This is a genomic window from Arthrobacter sp. L77 (assembly GCF_000816565.1).
In the GTDB taxonomy this organism is placed as follows: Bacteria; Actinomycetota; Actinomycetes; order Actinomycetales; family Micrococcaceae; genus Arthrobacter_D; species Arthrobacter_D antioxidans.
Map to the genome: position 1 here is coordinate 540,802 of NZ_JWSU01000006.1, position 14,793 is coordinate 555,594.

Consider the following 14,793-nt stretch of genomic DNA (forward strand, 5'->3'; position numbering starts at 1 on the left):
CACCCGGGCGGCCGCTTGCACGCTATGTTACTGACCAGTAACATGTTCGCGGATCAACATCTCAAAGAGGAGTACCAGGTGAGCCTAGAAACCGGGACCACGCCCACACCCACGGGCAGAACGTCGCGCGCGTCACGCGCCGTCCGCGACGTCGTCTTCGTCGACGGCGTACGGACCCCCTTCGGCAAGGCGGGCGACAAGGGCATCTATGCCGGCATGCGCGCCGACGATCTCGTGGTGAAGTGCATCCGCGACCTCCTGCGCCGCAACCCGTCCCTGGCGCCCGAGCGCATCGACGACGTCGCGATCGCGGCCACCACCCAGACGGGCGACCAGGGCCTGACGATCGGCCGCACCGCGGCCCTCCTGGCGGGCCTCCCCCGCACCGTCCCCGGCTTCGCGATCGACCGCATGTGCGCCGGCGCCATGACGGCCGTGACCACCACGGCGTCCGGCATCGCGTTCGGCGCGTACGACGTCGTCATCGCCGGCGGTGTCGAGCACATGGGCAACCACCCGATGGGCGCCGACGCGGACCCGAACCCCCGCTTCATGTCGGAGCGCATCGTCGATCCGGCGGCCCTGAACATGGGCAACACCGCCGAGAACCTCCACGACCGCTTCCCGGACATCACGAAGGACCGCACGGACGCGTACGCCGTACGGAGCCAGCAGAAGCTCGCCGCGGCCTACGAGGAAGGGCACATCCAGCCCGATCTCGTGCCGGTGGCGGGGAAGAAACCCGGCGCGGGCTGGACCCTCAACAGCGTCGACGAGCCCCCGCGTCCCGGCACCACCGTCGAGGACCTCGCCACGCTGCGGACGCCGTTCCGCGCCCACGGACGCGTCACCGCGGGCAACGCCGCCGGACTGAACGACGGCGCCACCGCGGCCCTGCTCGCCTCCGCCGACGCGGCAGCGGAACTGGGCCTCCCGGTCCGCATGCGCCTGGTGGCCTACGCCTTCGCCGGCGTCGAACCGGAGGTCATGGGCATCGGGCCCGTCCCCGCCACGGAGAAGGCGCTGCGGCAGGCCGGGCTGGACATCACCGACATCGGGCTCTTCGAGATCAACGAGGCCTTCGCCGTCCAGGTCCTGAGCTTCCTCGACCACTTCGGCATCGACGACGACGACCCGCGCGTGAACCGCTACGGCGGCGCCATCGCCGTCGGGCACCCGCTCGCCTCCTCCGGCGTCCGCCTCATGAACCAGCTCGCCCGCCAGTTCGAGGAGGACCCCTCGGTCCGCTACGGCATGACCACCATGTGCATCGGCCTCGGCATGGGCGCGACCGTCATCTGGGAGAACCCCCACCACGAGCACTACGGACAGGATGCAGCATGAGCTTCGAACGCTACGACGAACTGGCCGCGCTGGTTCCTATCGAGATCGTCACCCACTCCTACGTCCAGGACGTCACGCTGCCCGAAGGTGCCGGGGTGCTCGCACTCATCACCCTCGACAACGACCTCGACCACTCGAAGCCCACGACCCTCGGACCCAACACCCTCATCGAATTCGGCCGCACCCTCGAGGGCCTGAAGGAACGCGCGGCGCGCGGCGAGATCTCCGCCGTCGCCGTGACCGGCAAGCCGTACTTCCTCGTCGCGGGCGCCGACCTCAGCACGGTCAAGAGCGTCAGGTCCGAGCACCTCGGCCGCCTCATGGCCGAGCTCGGCCACGAGGCGTACGACCTCCTCGCCGACCTGGGCGTCCCGAGCTTCGCCTTCATCAACGGCGTGGCCCTGGGCGGCGGCCTGGAGATCGCCCTCGCGGCGACCTACCGCACCGTGTCCTCGGGTGCCAACGGCATCGGCCTGCCCGAGGCCTTCATCGGTCTCGTCCCGGGCTGGGGCGGCGTCTACCGCCTCCCCCGCCTCATCGGCCCCGCCAATGCGGTGAAGGTCATGATCGAGAACCCGCTCAGCAACAACCGGAGCCTGAACGGCCGCACCGCGTACGAGCTGGGCATCGCGGACGCCCTCTTCGAGCCCGCCGACTACATCGAGCAGTCCCTGCTCTGGGCTGCGCGGGTGATCAACGGCGGCGAGGCCGCGGACGCCGTCGAGCAGCGGCGTGCCGGGCTCGCCCGGTACGACGACGCCACCTGGACCGGCGCCGTCGCGGCGGGCCGCCGCTTCGTCGAGGCGAAGACCAGCAACGCCGCTCCGGCGCCGTCGCGGGTACTCGACCTGCTCGAGGCCGGCCTCACGCTGTCCCGGAAGGAGTCGGCCGCTGCGGAATGCACGGCCCTCGCCGAACTCATGCAGACGCCCGAGTTCCATGCCACGGTCTACGCCTTCCTTGACCTCGTGCAGAAGCGTGGCAAGCGCCCCGCCGGCGCTCCGGACAGGAAGCTCGCCCGTCCGGTCTCGAAGGTCGGCGTCGTGGGCGCCGGACTCATGGCGAGCCAGCTCGCGCTGCTGTTCGCCCGGCAGCTCAGGGTGCCGGTGGTCCTCACGGACATCGACCAGGCCAGGGTGGACAAGGGCGTCGCCTACGTCCACGCCGAGATCGACAAGATGCTCGAGCGGAAGCGCCTGACGCAGGACGCCGCGAACCGCACCAGGGCGCTCGTCACCGGCTCCGTGTCGAAGGACGTCTTCGCGGACGCCGACTTCGTGATCGAGGCGGTCTTCGAGGAGATGTCGGTCAAGAAGCAGGTCTTCGCGGAGGTCGAGGCCGTCGTCTCACCCGAGTGCATCCTTGCGACCAACACGTCCTCACTGTCCGTGGCCGAGATGGCTGCGGACCTCGTGCACCCCGAACGCGTGGTCGGCTTCCACTTCTTCAACCCGGTGGCGGCCATGCCGCTGCTCGAGGTGGTCCGCGGACCGAAGACCGACGACACCGTGCTCTCGACCGCCTTCGTCCTCGCGAAGGGCCTGAAGAAGAACGCCGTCCTCGTGCAGGATGCGCCGGCGTTCGTGGTCAACCGCATTCTCGGCCGCATGTTCGGTGAGATCACCGCGGTCTTCGATGAGGGGACGGACGCGGAGACTGCGGACAACGCCCTCCGGCCCATGGGTATGCCCATGACGCCGTTCCGGCTGCTCGCCCTCGTGGGACTGCCGGTCGGGCAGCACGTGCAGGAGTCGCTGCACACCGCCTTCGGCGACCGCTTCCACGTCTCGGCGAACCAGCAGAAGCTGATCGACGCCGGAGTGAAGGGTCTGTGGGAGCAGCAGGAGGACGGCTCCTCCGTGGTGCCCCAGCAGACGCTGGCGCTCATGGAACGCGGGGACAGCCCGTCGTCCTCGGACGAAGTGCTGCGCCGCACGCAGGACGCCCTGGCGGACGAGATCGGGCGCATGCTCGACGAGGGCGTCGTCGCGGCTCCCGAGGACATCGACCTCTGCATGATCATGGGTGCCGGTTGGCCCATGCACCTGGGCGGCATCACCCCCTACCTGGACCGCGTCGGTGCGTCCGAGCGCGTCAACGGGAAGACCTTCCACCAGGCCTGAGACAGAGCGCGAGCAACACCTTACGGTGCAGCACGAAGGCCCCGACCCATGGTCGGGGCCTTCGTGCTGCTGCGCGGGCTCTTCGCGTCACGGCGTGGGCGGGACGCTCCGGCACAAGGCAGCAGGCCAGGTCGAGGTCCCCCGGGTCATCGGGGTTCCGTGATCGCCGCTCTGCGTGAGGGGTCAGGCGAAAACCAGGTCGACCCGTCGGAAGTGGCGGGCGTGCTGTTGTGTCGGCGGGCCCCGATGATCCGATCCCTGGCCCGTCGCCCCGGGAGGGCGAACGGCCCTGGTGCCTCCCTGTTCCCGGCTCTTCTGGTGGCTGCCGGGCAGGGGTGGCGCGATGGAGTGGTAGGCGTGCCCGGTGGGCGTGGTGAGCTCGAGGGCATGCCGGGCGTGGCCGGCCCCGGGATCCGGGTGCGGTCTGGTCGTCCAGCCGGGGAGTTCCTTGGTGTGGTTGCACGCCTCACACAGTCCGGCACCATTGGCGAGGCTGGTGGGCCCGTCCTTGTGCCAGGGGATGATGTGGTCGTAGTGGCGGATCGGCGCATCACAGTACGGGGTCCGGCACATGTCGTCGCGGGCCTGGATGAACCGGCGCTGGCCGGGCGTGAACAGGCGCGCCCGGGAGTCGGCCGCGATCAGCTCCCCACTCCCCGGGGCGGTGTAGAGCCGCCGGAGCCAGACCTGGAAGTCCTGCTCGTTATCTGCTGATGGCCCTGGCTTTTGCGCGGAAATCTCGCCGGTCAACGGCTCGTTCGTCTGCGGGAAGGCGTGTTCGGTGCCGTCCCCACCTGACCGTCCGCCGCATTGCGTCCCGGGCTGTGGGTAGGACTGACCAGTGGGCCGCCGGCTGGGCTGCTTGGAACCAACACTGGTGAGGAGGTCCCGGGCCCAGCCGGCGGGGACGATCCCGTAGCCCGGCAGGCGGGCCGGCTCGCTGTCGCCCTGGATGAGGGTCCGGTCGGTCATGATCAGCTGCACCTCGACCCGGGAGAAGCCGCCCGGGGTGCCCGTGGTCCGCTCCACCAGCGCATCCGCCATCAACTGGCCCCGACTGCGCTCATCGCCCTCCGCCCGGCGGGCGTCGGCGTGCCGGGTCAGCTCCGCGTGCACCGCGACCCCCTGGGCGACCGGCAGCAGGGCCGTCAGATACGTCATGGTGTCCGGGGCCGGCCGCAGACCTACATGCCGCTCTCCCGCCGCGTGGCTCGCCCGCTGCGTCACCGACCGGGGATCCCGCCGGTACGCNGCCATCGTATGCGGCATCTCCGCCACCAGCGCCCGCGCGACCCCGAGCAGCCGCCCGCCCCGGGCCGGGGACTCACGCCGGGCCAGGGCCACCTGCGCCGCCACACCCCGACCCTGCTCCGCCACCGGCACACCAGCCCCAGCCTGGGCGTGCCGTTCCCCGACGTCGAACGCGACCGCGGTCCGAGCCTGCCGGGCGGCGATTACCGACGTGAAATCCTCCAAGGACCACATCTCATCGATCAGCTCCACACCACCCGCCGGCATGGGAAGCGAGAGCATCACCTCCATCAACTCGCGCACCCGAGCCGCCGACGAAGAGGCAGGGACAGCGGACGGGACAGCCGCAGGTGAGACACGGCCTGACAGGACAACGCCTCGCCGCGAAGCACCACCAACATCGGTGGTTTCAAGCGGAGCGTTCGAGCTGCTGTCCATACTGAATTTTCCCAACCACCACCGACATTTTGGATCGATACGATCCCGTCGCCGAGGACGAAGATCAGCAAGGCTAAACGACTTCCAAATCCTGATCCGCCGATGCCACAGCCCCGAAGTTCACCTCGGATCCGGACGCACAGTGAGGGCACGCAGTCGTCGAAGTCTTCTGTACAGGCAATTCCGGAACTTCGCCGGATCTGCTGAGGCCCGGATCATCCTGTTGATCGCTCTGAGGCAGTTCTATGCCCGAGCCGTTCCAGGGCTCCCCGCACCGAAACAAGGGCAGGGGCAATCACGCAAGCGGCTCTTGGCCGCCGCAAGCAGCCCTCCTATCGGGAGCGCTGCTCGCGGGCGGTCATGGCCTTGAGCCGGCGCTCTGCTGCCCGGCTCGTCGGATCGGGCTCAGGCCGCCGGGCGCGGGAAGATCGCGTCCAGTGCGGCGAGGTCCTCGTCCGACGGCGTCCAGTCGGCCGCCGCCGCGTTCTGCCGCACCTGTTCGGGCGACGTGGCACCGGCGATCACGGACCCGACGGACGGCTGAGCGGCAAGCCACGAGAAGGCCACCTGGACCTCGGTGACGGCCCGTTCGGCCGCGAACGCACCGAAGGCCTCGAGCTGATCCCAGTCCGCGGTCTCCAGCACGTTCTTGCGTGAGTGGGTGAACCTGCTCCCGGCGGGGACCTCGTTGCGCCGGTACTTGCCGGTGAGCAGTCCGTTGGCGAGCGGGAAGTACGGCAGGACGCCCAGCCCGTAGGCCTCGACGGCGGGGACCACCTCGCGTTCGAGGCGACGGTCCAGCAGGTTGTAGGGGTTCTGCGCGGAGATGAACGGCGTGTAGCCGCCGCTGCGTGCCGTGAACTCGGCCTCGGCGATCTGCCAGCCTGCGAAATTGGAGTGCCCGAGGTAGCGCACCTTGCCGCTCGTCACGAGGTCGTCGAGGGCAGCGAGGGTCTCCTCGATGGGCGTCAGCGGGTCCGGCGCGTGGTACTGGTACAGGTCGATCCACTCGGTGCCAAGGCGCCTCAGGGAGGCCTCGACCGCACGGATGATGTAGCGGCGGGAGCCGCGGGCGCCCCAGTCGGGCCCGTTGACGCCGTCCATGTCGAGGCCGAACTTCGTGGCGAGGACGACGTCGTCGCGCCGGCCGCCGAGGGCCTTGCCGAGCTGCACCTCACTGACGCCGGGCGCCCTGCCGTACATGTCGGCGACGTCGAACAGGGTGATCCCGGCGTCGATCGCCGCATGCACGACGGCGTCGGTACCCTCCTGCGACTCGGAGGTGGTGCCGGCCCGGCCCAGGTTGTTGCAGCCGAGCCCGACGGTGGAGACGCTGAGCCCCGAGGAGCCCAGTCTGCGATAGGTCATCATGCCCCTAACCTACCAACACAGTTGCCCCAGGCACATGACCCGGGGCAACGGTGTTCGCGGTGGCGTCAGGCGAACCAGATGCCGATCTCCCGCTCGGCGGACTCCGCCGAGTCGGAGCCGTGCACGAGGTTCTGCTGGACCTTCAGGCCCCAGTCGCGCCCGAAGTCGCCGCGGATGGTGCCGGGCGCCGCCGTCGTGGGGTCCGTGGTCCCCGCCACCGAGCGGAACCCCTCGATGACGCGCTCACCCTCGAAGACGGCCGCGACGATCGGGCCGCTCAGCATGAATTCGACGAGCGGCTCGTAGAAGGGCTTCCCGACGTGCTCGGCGTAGTGCTCCTCGAGCAGCTCGCGGGTGGCGTGCACGCGCTTCAGTTCGGCGATGGTGTAGCCCTTCGCCTCGACACGGGACAGGATGGTGCCCGTCAGGCCGCGGGACACGCCGTCGGGCTTGACGAGGACAAGGGTGCGCTCAACGCTCATGGTGACTCCTGGGATGCATGCGCCGTCGCGGACGGCGCGGATGGGACAACTGGTACCGGGTTCGACTCTACTAAAGGCCCTGCTCCTCGGGGTTCGCCTTCTCCCACTCCGCCTGCAGCCGGTCCCGCTCCACGTTCTCGCGGTCCACGCGGATGCCCTGCCGGATCCCGTACAGCCAGGTGAGGGCGAACGCCAGGCCGACGACGAACATCACGGGTTCCAGGAAGCCCCCGGCGATGAGGACGAACTGGAGGACCCAGCCGAGCGCGATGCCCCACTTCTTCGTCAGGACGGCGCAGGTGAGCACCAGGACCGCACTGAGGAGGAGCCCGGTAATCAGGATGAGGACCGGCGAGATCTCGTCGCGGCGCAGGCCGAACACCGCGAGCGTCGCGAAGAACACCACGAACGCCTCGAGGAAGAGGACCGTCGAGGCGAACAGGACCTTCGTGGACCGCCGCTTCTTCGGCATGCCGGGCCGCCACTCGCGCTGCGCCTTGGTCATGCGTCGTGCCATGCGTGGGCCTACTTCCCGAGGAGGGTGCGGGTTTCCCCGACCACCGTGATGGATCCGGTCACGAGGATGCCGCCGGAGAGGTCGTTGTTCTCCTCGGCCTTCATCACCGCCCACTCCAGGGCGTCGTCGAGCCCGGGGAGGATGGTGATGTTCTCCTCCGCGAACCCGGCCGCCAGGGCGGGCTGCAGGAGGTCGGCGGCCGGCACGGACCGGGGCGAGGTCGACTGCGTCAGGCAGACGTCCTCGAGGATGCCCCCGAGCTCCTCGTGCAGCTCTGCCAGCATGCCCGCGACGTCCTTGTCCTCGAGGACCCCGATGACCAGCACGAGCCGGCTGAAATCGAACGCCTCGTTGATGCCCTTCGCCGCGGCACGCGCCCCGGCGGGGTTGTGCGCCGCGTCCACGATGATGCTCGGCGCGGTCCGGACCACCTCGAGGCGGCCGGGCGAGGTGACGGCCCGCAGCCCGTTGCGGACGAGCTCCGTCTCCAGCTCGCGCTCACCACCGCCGAGGAACGCCTCGACGGCGGCGACGGCGACGGCCGCGTTCTCCGCCTGGTGCTCGCCGTGCAGGGGTACCAGCAGTTCGCCATAGCGGCCCGCGAGCCCGGTGAGGGACACCACCTGGCCGCCCACGGCGACGGTGCGGGATTCGACGCCGAACTCGACGCCTTCGAAGCGGAACTCCGCCCCGACCTCGCGGGCCCGCTCGAGCAGGACCTGCGCGGCGTCGCGGGGCTGGATCGCGCTGACCAGGAAGGAGCCGGGCTTGATGATGCCCGCCTTCTCGAGCGCGATGTCCTCGACGGTGTCGCCGAGCAGCTCGGTGTGGTCCAGGGAGATCGGCGTGACGACCGCCACCTGTCCGTCGCCGACGTTCGTGGCGTCGGTGATCCCGCCGAGGCCCACCTCGATGACGCCGACGTCGATCGGCTCGTCCGCGAAGATCGCGAACGCGAGGATGGTGACGCACTCGAAGTAGGTCAGGCGGGGTTCCCCGGCGACGAGGAGTTCGCCGTCGACGATGTCGAGGTAGGGCTTGATCTCGTCCCAGACCCGGACGAACGTCTCGTCCGCGACCGGTTCCCCGTCGATGCTGATGCGCTCCGTGACCCGCGAGAGGTGCGGGCTGGTGAAGCGGCCGGTCCTCAGGTCGTGTGCCAGGAGGATGCTCTCGATCATGCGCGCGGTCGAGGTCTTCCCGTTGGTGCCGGTGATGTGGATGATCGGGAACGCCCTGTTGGGCTCGCCGAGGATCTCCATCGCCCGGTGGAGCGGCGCCATGCGCGGCTCCATCCTGTTCTCCGGGGCGCGGCCGAGGAGTTCCGCGTACACGCTCTCGACCGAGAAGGCGTCCAGTCCGGCGCTGCTCCCCGTGCCGTCGGTGCCGTCGGTGCCGGTCGTGTCATCCATGCTGCTGCTCCTGCTTCTCGACGGTGATGGTGAAGTCGTCGCCCGCGTCGGCGACGGCCTCGATGCGCAGTTCGAGGGTCAGCGTCTCGGCCCTGATGAGCCCGGCGTTCGCCTCGAGTGCTCCGACCTGCTCGGCGGCGACGCCGACGGTGGTGCGGATGCGGTCGCTGATGTCGAGGTCGGCATCGCGGCGGGCCTGCTGGATGGCACGGATCGCATCGCGGGCCGTCCCCTCCGCGGCCAGTTCCGCCGTCACCTCGGTGTCCAGGACCAGGAACCCGCCGCCGGGCAGGACCGTCACCGCCTTCGAGTCGGCGTCGTTGCCCTCCACCACCGTGTCCAGGGTGTACTCGTGCGGTTCGAGGGCGAGGCCGCCCGCGGTGACGCCGCCGTCGTCGTCGACCTGCCAGTCGCCGGACTTCGAGGCCTTGATCACCGTCTGGACGTTCTTGCCCAGCCGTGGTCCGGCTGCGCGGGCGTTGACCACGAGCCGCTGGGTGATGCCGAACTCGGCCGGTTCGGCGTCGGCGGCGTCGATCAGGCGCACGCCCTTGAGGTTCAGCTCGTCGGCGATGATCGTCGCGTACTGCCCGGCGAGGTCCGCGGCGCGGGGCGCGACGACGGTGAGTTCCCGGAGCGGGAGCCGCACGCGGAGGTTCGCGGCCTTGCGCAGGCTGGAGCCGACGGAGCACACGGCACGCGTGCGGTCCATCTGGTCCACGAGATCCGGGGCGGCCGGGAACGACGTCGCCTCGGGCCAGTCGGTGAGGTGGACGGACCGCCCACCCGTGAGGCCCCGCCAGATCTCCTCGGTGACGAGGGGAAGCAGCGGTGCGGCGACGCGGCAGACGGCCTCGAGGCACGTGTAGAGGACGTCGAACGCGTCGGTGTCCTCGTCGAAGAAGCGCTGGCGGCTGCGGCGCACGTACCAGTTGGTGAGCGTGTCGAGGTAGCGGCGCAGGGACTCGCAGGCGTCGCTGATCGTGAACGCGTCGAGCGCCCCGGTCAGGTCGCGGACGAGGTTCCCCGTGTTGGCGAGGATGTAGCGGTCGATCGGCTCGGCCAGCTGCGCGGCCGCCTCCGGCGTCACGGTCTTCGCCTCGTAGCCCTCGCCGTTGTTCGCCGCGTTGGTGTAGAGGCTGAAGAAGTGCCAGACGTTCCACAGCGGCAGGATGACCTGGCGGACGCCGTCGCGGATGCCCTGCTCCGTGACCACGAGGTTGCCGCCCCGGAGGATCGGGGATGCCATGAGGAACCAGCGCATGGCGTCCGAGCCGTCGCGGTCGAAGACCTCCGAGACGTCGGGGTAGTTGCGCAGGCTCTTGGACATCTTCTGGCCGTCGGAGCCCAGGACGATGCCATGGCTGATGACGTTGCGGAACGCCGGCCGGTCGAAGAGCGCGGTGGACAGGATGTGCAGCATGTAGAACCAGCCGCGGGTCTGCCCGATGTACTCGACGATGAAGTCCGCCGGGTTGTGCGTGTCGAACCACTGCTCGTTCTCGAACGGATAGTGCACCTGCCCGTAGGGCATGGACCCGGAGTCGAACCAGACGTCCAGGACGTCCTCCACGCGACGCATGGTGGACTGCCCGGTGGGGTCGTCCGGGTTGGGCCGCGTGAGCTCGTCGATGAAGGGGCGGTGGAGGTCCACCTCGCCCTGCGTGTTGACGGGCAGGCGCCCGAAGTCCGCCTTGAGCTCGGCGAGCGAGCCGTAGACGTCGGTGCGCGGGTACTCGGGGTTGTCCGACTGCCAGACGGGGATGGGGCTGCCCCAGAAGCGGTTGCGGCTGATGGACCAGTCGCGCGCGTTCGAGAGCCACTTGCCGAACTGGCCGTCCTTGACGTTGCCCGGGATCCAGGTGATGTCCTGGTTCAGTTCCACCATGCGGTCACGGATCTTCGTCACCTCGACGTACCAGGAGGACACGGCGCGGTAGATCAGCGGGTTGCGGCAGCGCCAGCAGTGCGGGTAGCTGTGCACGTAGCTGGACTGGCGCACCAGGCGCCCCTCGGACTTCAGGACGCGCGTGATGTGCCGGTTGGCCTCGAAGACCTGCAGGCCCACGATCTCCGCGAGCGGTCCGCTGCCGAACATGGGCAGGAACTTCGCGCCCTCGTCGACCGAGAGGATCACCTGGATGCCGGCTTCCTCGCAGATCTTCTGGTCCTCCTCGCCGTAGGCGGGAGCCTGGTGGACGAGTCCGGTGCCGTCCGTCGTCGTGACGTAGTCCGCGACGAGGATGCGGAAGGCATTGCGGTAGCCGCCCTCCTCCGGGTCCGCGAGGTAGTCCCACAGGGGCTCGTAGGTGAGCCCCTCCAGCTCGGTGCCGAGGTGGCGGGAGGTCACGGCCTCGCGCGCGGCGGCGGCATCGGCGAAGCCGAGGTCCTTGGCGTAGTTGCCGAGGAGCTCCTCGGCGATCAGGTAGCGGCCACCCTCGTCGTCGCGCCGACCCTCGACGACGACGTAGCTGATGTCCGGTCCGACGGCGAGCGCCGCGTTGGTGGGCAGGGTCCACGGCGTGGTGGTCCAGGCGAGGGCCTGCACGCCGGCGAGGTCCTTCGAGAGGGCCGAGTCGCCGGGGAGGAGGGGGAACGTGACCGTGACGGTCTGGTCCTGGCGGTCCTGGTAGACGTCCTCGTCCATGCGCAGCTCGTGGTTGGACAGCGGCGTCTCGTCGTTCCAGCAGTACGGCAGCACGCGGTAGCCGTTGTAGGTGAGGCCCTTCTGGTGCAGGGTCTTGAAGGCCCAGAGGACGGACTCCATGTACTCGGGGTTGAGCGTCTTGTAGTCGTTGTCGAAGTCCACCCAGCGCGCCTGGCGGGTCACGTAGTCGCGCCACTCCCCCGCGTACTTCATGACGGACGCCCGGGAGGCGTCGTTGAACTTGTCGATGCCCATCGCGAGGATCTGCTGCTTGTCCGTCATGCCGAGCTGCTTCATCGCCTCGAGTTCGGCGGGCAGGCCGTGCGTGTCCCAGCCGAAGCGCCGCTCCACGCGGCGACCGCGCTGCGTCTGGTAGCGGCCCACGAGGTCCTTGGCGTAGCCCGTGAGGAGGTGGCCGTAGTGGGGCAGGCCGTTGGCGAACGGCGGTCCGTCGTAGAACACGAACTCGTTGGAGCCGTCGACGCCGGCGTCGCGGTGGTCGATGGACGCCTGGAATGTGCCGTCCTCCTGCCAGTAGCGGAGGACGCGCTCTTCGAGCTCGGGGAAACGCGGGGAGGCGCTGGTCCCGGCGGAGGGGGTGCCGCCGTCGTCGGGCGACACTGCTTTGGGGTAGATCTGCGGCATGGGTCTCATCCTGTGTACGGCGGCGTCGGGTGGTGCAGGAGTCCTGCCGTGAGGACGGGACCCTGTCTCCCGCCACCGGTTGCCTGACCGGCCGCGAGGGTCCAGGACCCGCGGTACCACCTCACTTGCCGCCGTCGTCCGCCGTTCCGCTCATCGCGGTCATGCGGGCCGGGGCTGCCGCTCGTTTCCAGGCTGTGACGGGCTCCCCGTCCGGGTCTACGGGCTGCCTCGCAGGAGGCCGGCCTTTCTTCCGGAAGCTCACCGGTGATGGCCGGGTCGACGCTTGTCCGTCCAGTCTATCGCGGCTCCGAAATCGTTGTCGAAAGGGTCGAAGCACGCCGGGCACCACCGGCGCACCCACCGAAATCCGTTGTGGCGGGAGGCACGGCTTGGCAGGGTGGAAGAATGACATCCCCCGTTCTTCCTACCGCATCCGCCCCGGACACGGCCCGCCTGCTCCTCGGCGTGCTCCTGCCGACCCTCGTGAAGGGCCCCATCATCCGGCGTCCCTGGGCGGTGGGACTCGCAGCGCGCCTCGACCTGGACACCCGGGCGGCGGGGATCGTGAGGGCGGTCCACGCGAAGTACCCGGAGGGGCCGCTGATGCTGAAGGTGCCGATCCGCAAGCAGGCGATCGTCCTGGCTCCGGGCGATGCCAACACCGTCCTGGCGCAGTCCCCCGAACCGTTCACCCCGGCCAGCAGCGAGAAGCGTGCGGCGCTGTCCCACTTCCAGCCCGCCAACGTGCTGATCACGCGAGGGCCCCTCCGGACGGTGCGCCGTGCCCTGCAGGAGCAGGTCCTCGACACGGACCACCCCGTGCACCACCTCGCCGACCGGTTCGTGCCCGTGGTGGAGGAGGAGATGCGGCAGGTGCTGGCCGAGGCCGTCCGCAGCGGGTCCCTGCCCTGGGACGACTTCCTCGACGCGTGGTACCGGGTGGTGCGGCGCGTGGTGTTCGGGGACCATGCCCGCGACGACACCGACCTCACGGACATGGTGATCCGCCTGCGGAAGGACGGGAACTGGGCGTTCCTGAAGCCGGTGCGGAAGAAGACCCGCCGTCGGTTCCTGGCGCGGATCACCGAGGAGCTCGCGAACGCCGAGCCGGGAAGCCTCGCCGCCGTGATGGCCGGCGCGCCCAAGGGCGACGGCGCCGAGCCCGCCGACCAGGTGCCGCAGTGGCTCTTCGCGTTCGATCCCGCCGGCATGGCGACGTTCCGGGCCCTGACCGTGCTCGCCACCCACCCGGAGGCGATGGCCGCGGCGCGGCGGGAGGTCGACGGCGACACCTCGGGACGCCGGCTCCTCCCCTATCTGCGCGCCGGCATCCTCGAGTCGCTGCGCCTGTGGCCCACCACCCCGATGATCCTGCGCCAGACCACGCAGCCCGTGCAGTGGGAGCAGGGACTGATGCCGGCCGATTGCGGCGTCCTGATCTACACGCCGTATTTCCACCGGGACGAGCGTTCCCTGCGCAGCGCGCACAACTTCTCGCCCGAGCGCTGGCTGACCGAGGAGGACGACGGCTGGCCGCTGGTTCCCTTCAGCGGCGGACCGGTGGTCTGCCCGGGCAAGCAGCTCGTGCTGCTCGTGACGAGCGCGACCCTGGCGGCGCTGGTGGCCGGGCACGACTTCCAGGTGCAGGAGGGGCAGGCGCTGGACCCGGCCCGCCCCCTGCCGGGGACCATGGACAACTACAGCGTCCGGCTGGGCGTCTCCCTCCGGGGCTGACCACCGCCCGTCGGTGGCGTGGCTCAGGCGCGGAGGACCTTGTGGTTGGCGGCCTGGGCGAGCGGCCGGAGCACCAGGTGGTCGATGTTCATATGGTGCGGCGCGTTCAGGGTGAAGGCGACGGCGGCGGCCACGTCGTCGGCGGTCAGGGGGTGCCGGACGCCCGCGTAGACCTGGTCGGCAGCGCCCTGGTCACCGCCGAGCCGGTTGAGGGAGAACTCCTCGGTGTGCACCATGCCCGGGGACACCTCGATGACCCGGATGTTGTGCTCGGCCTCCTCGAGGCGGAGCGAGCGGGCCATCGACTCCTGCGCCGCCTTCACGCCGCAGTACCCGGCGCCGCCCTCGTAGGGCGCGAGCGCCGCGGTGGAGGTCAGGAACAGGACGCTGCCCTGGCCGCCGTGGCGCAGCGCCGGGAGCAGCGCCCGGGTCATGCGCATGGAGCCGAGGACGTTCACGTTGTACATCCACTCCCAGTCCTCGGTCCTGGCCTCGGCCACCCGCTCCGTCCCGAAGGCTCCCCCGGCGTTGTTGACCAGCGCGTGGACCGGGCCGGTCGCCGTGACCTCGGCCGCGAAGGCGTCCACGGACGCCTGGTCGGTGACGTCCAGCGCCATCGGCGTGGCCCCGGTCTCGTCCGCGAGCGCCTGCAGGCGGTCGATCCGCCGGGCCGCTGCGACGACGTCCCAGCCGTCCCGCCGGAGGGCGCGGACGGTCGCGGCGCCGATCCCGGAACTGGCTCCGGTGACGATGGCGCGCAGGGCGGAGGGGGCAGGGTCGGCGGGGGCGCCGAGCGGCGCCGTCGATGTCTCGGTCATGGGCCCACTGT

10 protein-coding genes are annotated in these 14,793 nt (G+C 70.1%); 3 read left to right on the forward strand and 7 right to left on the reverse strand.

Features of this window, described 5'->3' with window-relative positions; all coding sequences use genetic code 11:
- Positions 1-78 precede the first annotated feature (78 nt).
- Together RY94_RS12720 and RY94_RS12725 are read left to right on the forward strand one after the other, a co-directional pair.
- Complete coding sequence (locus RY94_RS12720; RefSeq protein WP_043445611.1) at positions 79-1,344, forward strand: thiolase family protein; 1,266 nt, start codon at positions 79-81, stop codon at positions 1,342-1,344.
- Positions 1,341-3,467 (forward strand): 3-hydroxyacyl-CoA dehydrogenase NAD-binding domain-containing protein, encoded by a 2,127-nt coding sequence (locus tag RY94_RS12725; RefSeq protein ID WP_043445614.1) that lies wholly within the window; start codon positions 1,341-1,343, stop codon positions 3,465-3,467. Before RY94_RS12720 ends, RY94_RS12725 begins: the two co-directional genes overlap by 4 nt.
- 183 nt (positions 3,468-3,650) lie before the next feature.
- Here RY94_RS12725 and RY94_RS12730 read toward each other — a convergent pair whose 3' ends face one another.
- The 6 genes from RY94_RS12730 to ileS all read right to left on the reverse strand — a co-directional run bounded on the left by RY94_RS12730 (position 3,651) and on the right by ileS (position 12,239).
- Positions 3,651-5,009, reverse strand: coding sequence for an HNH endonuclease (locus RY94_RS12730; RefSeq protein WP_082046330.1), 1,359 nt, complete (start codon positions 5,007-5,009; stop codon positions 3,651-3,653).
- A 552-nt stretch (positions 5,010-5,561) separates the two neighbouring features.
- On the reverse strand, positions 5,562-6,527 hold the full coding sequence (locus RY94_RS12735) for an aldo/keto reductase (RefSeq protein WP_043445617.1): 966 nt from the start codon (positions 6,525-6,527) through the stop codon (positions 5,562-5,564).
- A 65-nt stretch (positions 6,528-6,592) separates the two neighbouring features.
- Entirely contained in the window at positions 6,593-7,009 is a 417-nt protein-coding gene (ndk, locus tag RY94_RS12740) for a nucleoside-diphosphate kinase (protein WP_043445620.1), read from the reverse strand.
- Between the two features lie 70 nt (positions 7,010-7,079).
- The gene (locus RY94_RS12745) at positions 7,080-7,526 is read right to left on the reverse strand and encodes a DUF4233 domain-containing protein (RefSeq protein ID WP_043445623.1); all 447 of its coding nucleotides are present in this window, start codon (positions 7,524-7,526) and stop codon (positions 7,080-7,082) included.
- 8 nt (positions 7,527-7,534) lie between these two features.
- Positions 7,535-8,938: a bifunctional folylpolyglutamate synthase/dihydrofolate synthase gene (locus RY94_RS12750; RefSeq protein WP_052274324.1), complete on the reverse strand. Its 1,404-nt coding sequence runs from the start codon at positions 8,936-8,938 to the stop codon at positions 7,535-7,537.
- Positions 8,931-12,239: an isoleucine--tRNA ligase gene (gene ileS / locus RY94_RS12755; protein ID WP_052274325.1), complete on the reverse strand. Its 3,309-nt coding sequence runs from the start codon at positions 12,237-12,239 to the stop codon at positions 8,931-8,933. Before ileS ends, RY94_RS12750 begins: the two co-directional genes overlap by 8 nt.
- Before the next feature lie 396 nt (positions 12,240-12,635).
- On the opposite strand from ileS, the gene RY94_RS12760 reads away from it, so the two are divergent.
- Entirely contained in the window at positions 12,636-13,964 is a 1,329-nt protein-coding gene (locus RY94_RS12760) for a cytochrome P450 (RefSeq protein WP_043445629.1), read from the forward strand.
- A gap of 23 nt (positions 13,965-13,987) precedes the next feature.
- Here the strand turns inward: RY94_RS12760 and RY94_RS12765 are convergent, their stop codons facing one another.
- A complete protein-coding gene (locus tag RY94_RS12765; protein WP_043445631.1) occupies positions 13,988-14,782 on the reverse strand; it encodes an SDR family oxidoreductase in 795 nt (264 codons plus the stop codon).
- Positions 14,783-14,793 lie beyond the last annotated feature (11 nt).

Coding starts and splice junctions, on each gene's coding strand:
- RY94_RS12750 (WP_052274324.1), bottom strand. CDS start 8,938: ATGGATGACACGACCGGCACCGACGGCACCGACGGCACGGGGAGCAGC.
- RY94_RS12725 (WP_043445614.1), top strand. CDS start 1,341: ATGAGCTTCGAACGCTACGACGAACTGGCCGCGCTGGTTCCTATCGAG.
- ndk (WP_043445620.1), bottom strand. CDS start 7,009: ATGAGCGTTGAGCGCACCCTTGTCCTCGTCAAGCCCGACGGCGTGTCC.
- RY94_RS12745 (WP_043445623.1), bottom strand. CDS start 7,526: ATGGCACGACGCATGACCAAGGCGCAGCGCGAGTGGCGGCCCGGCATG.
- RY94_RS12765 (WP_043445631.1), bottom strand. CDS start 14,782: ATGACCGAGACATCGACGGCGCCGCTCGGCGCCCCCGCCGACCCTGCC.
- ileS (WP_052274325.1), bottom strand. CDS start 12,239: ATGAGACCCATGCCGCAGATCTACCCCAAAGCAGTGTCGCCCGACGAC.
- RY94_RS12760 (WP_043445629.1), top strand. CDS start 12,636: ATGACATCCCCCGTTCTTCCTACCGCATCCGCCCCGGACACGGCCCGC.
- RY94_RS12735 (WP_043445617.1), bottom strand. CDS start 6,527: ATGATGACCTATCGCAGACTGGGCTCCTCGGGGCTCAGCGTCTCCACC.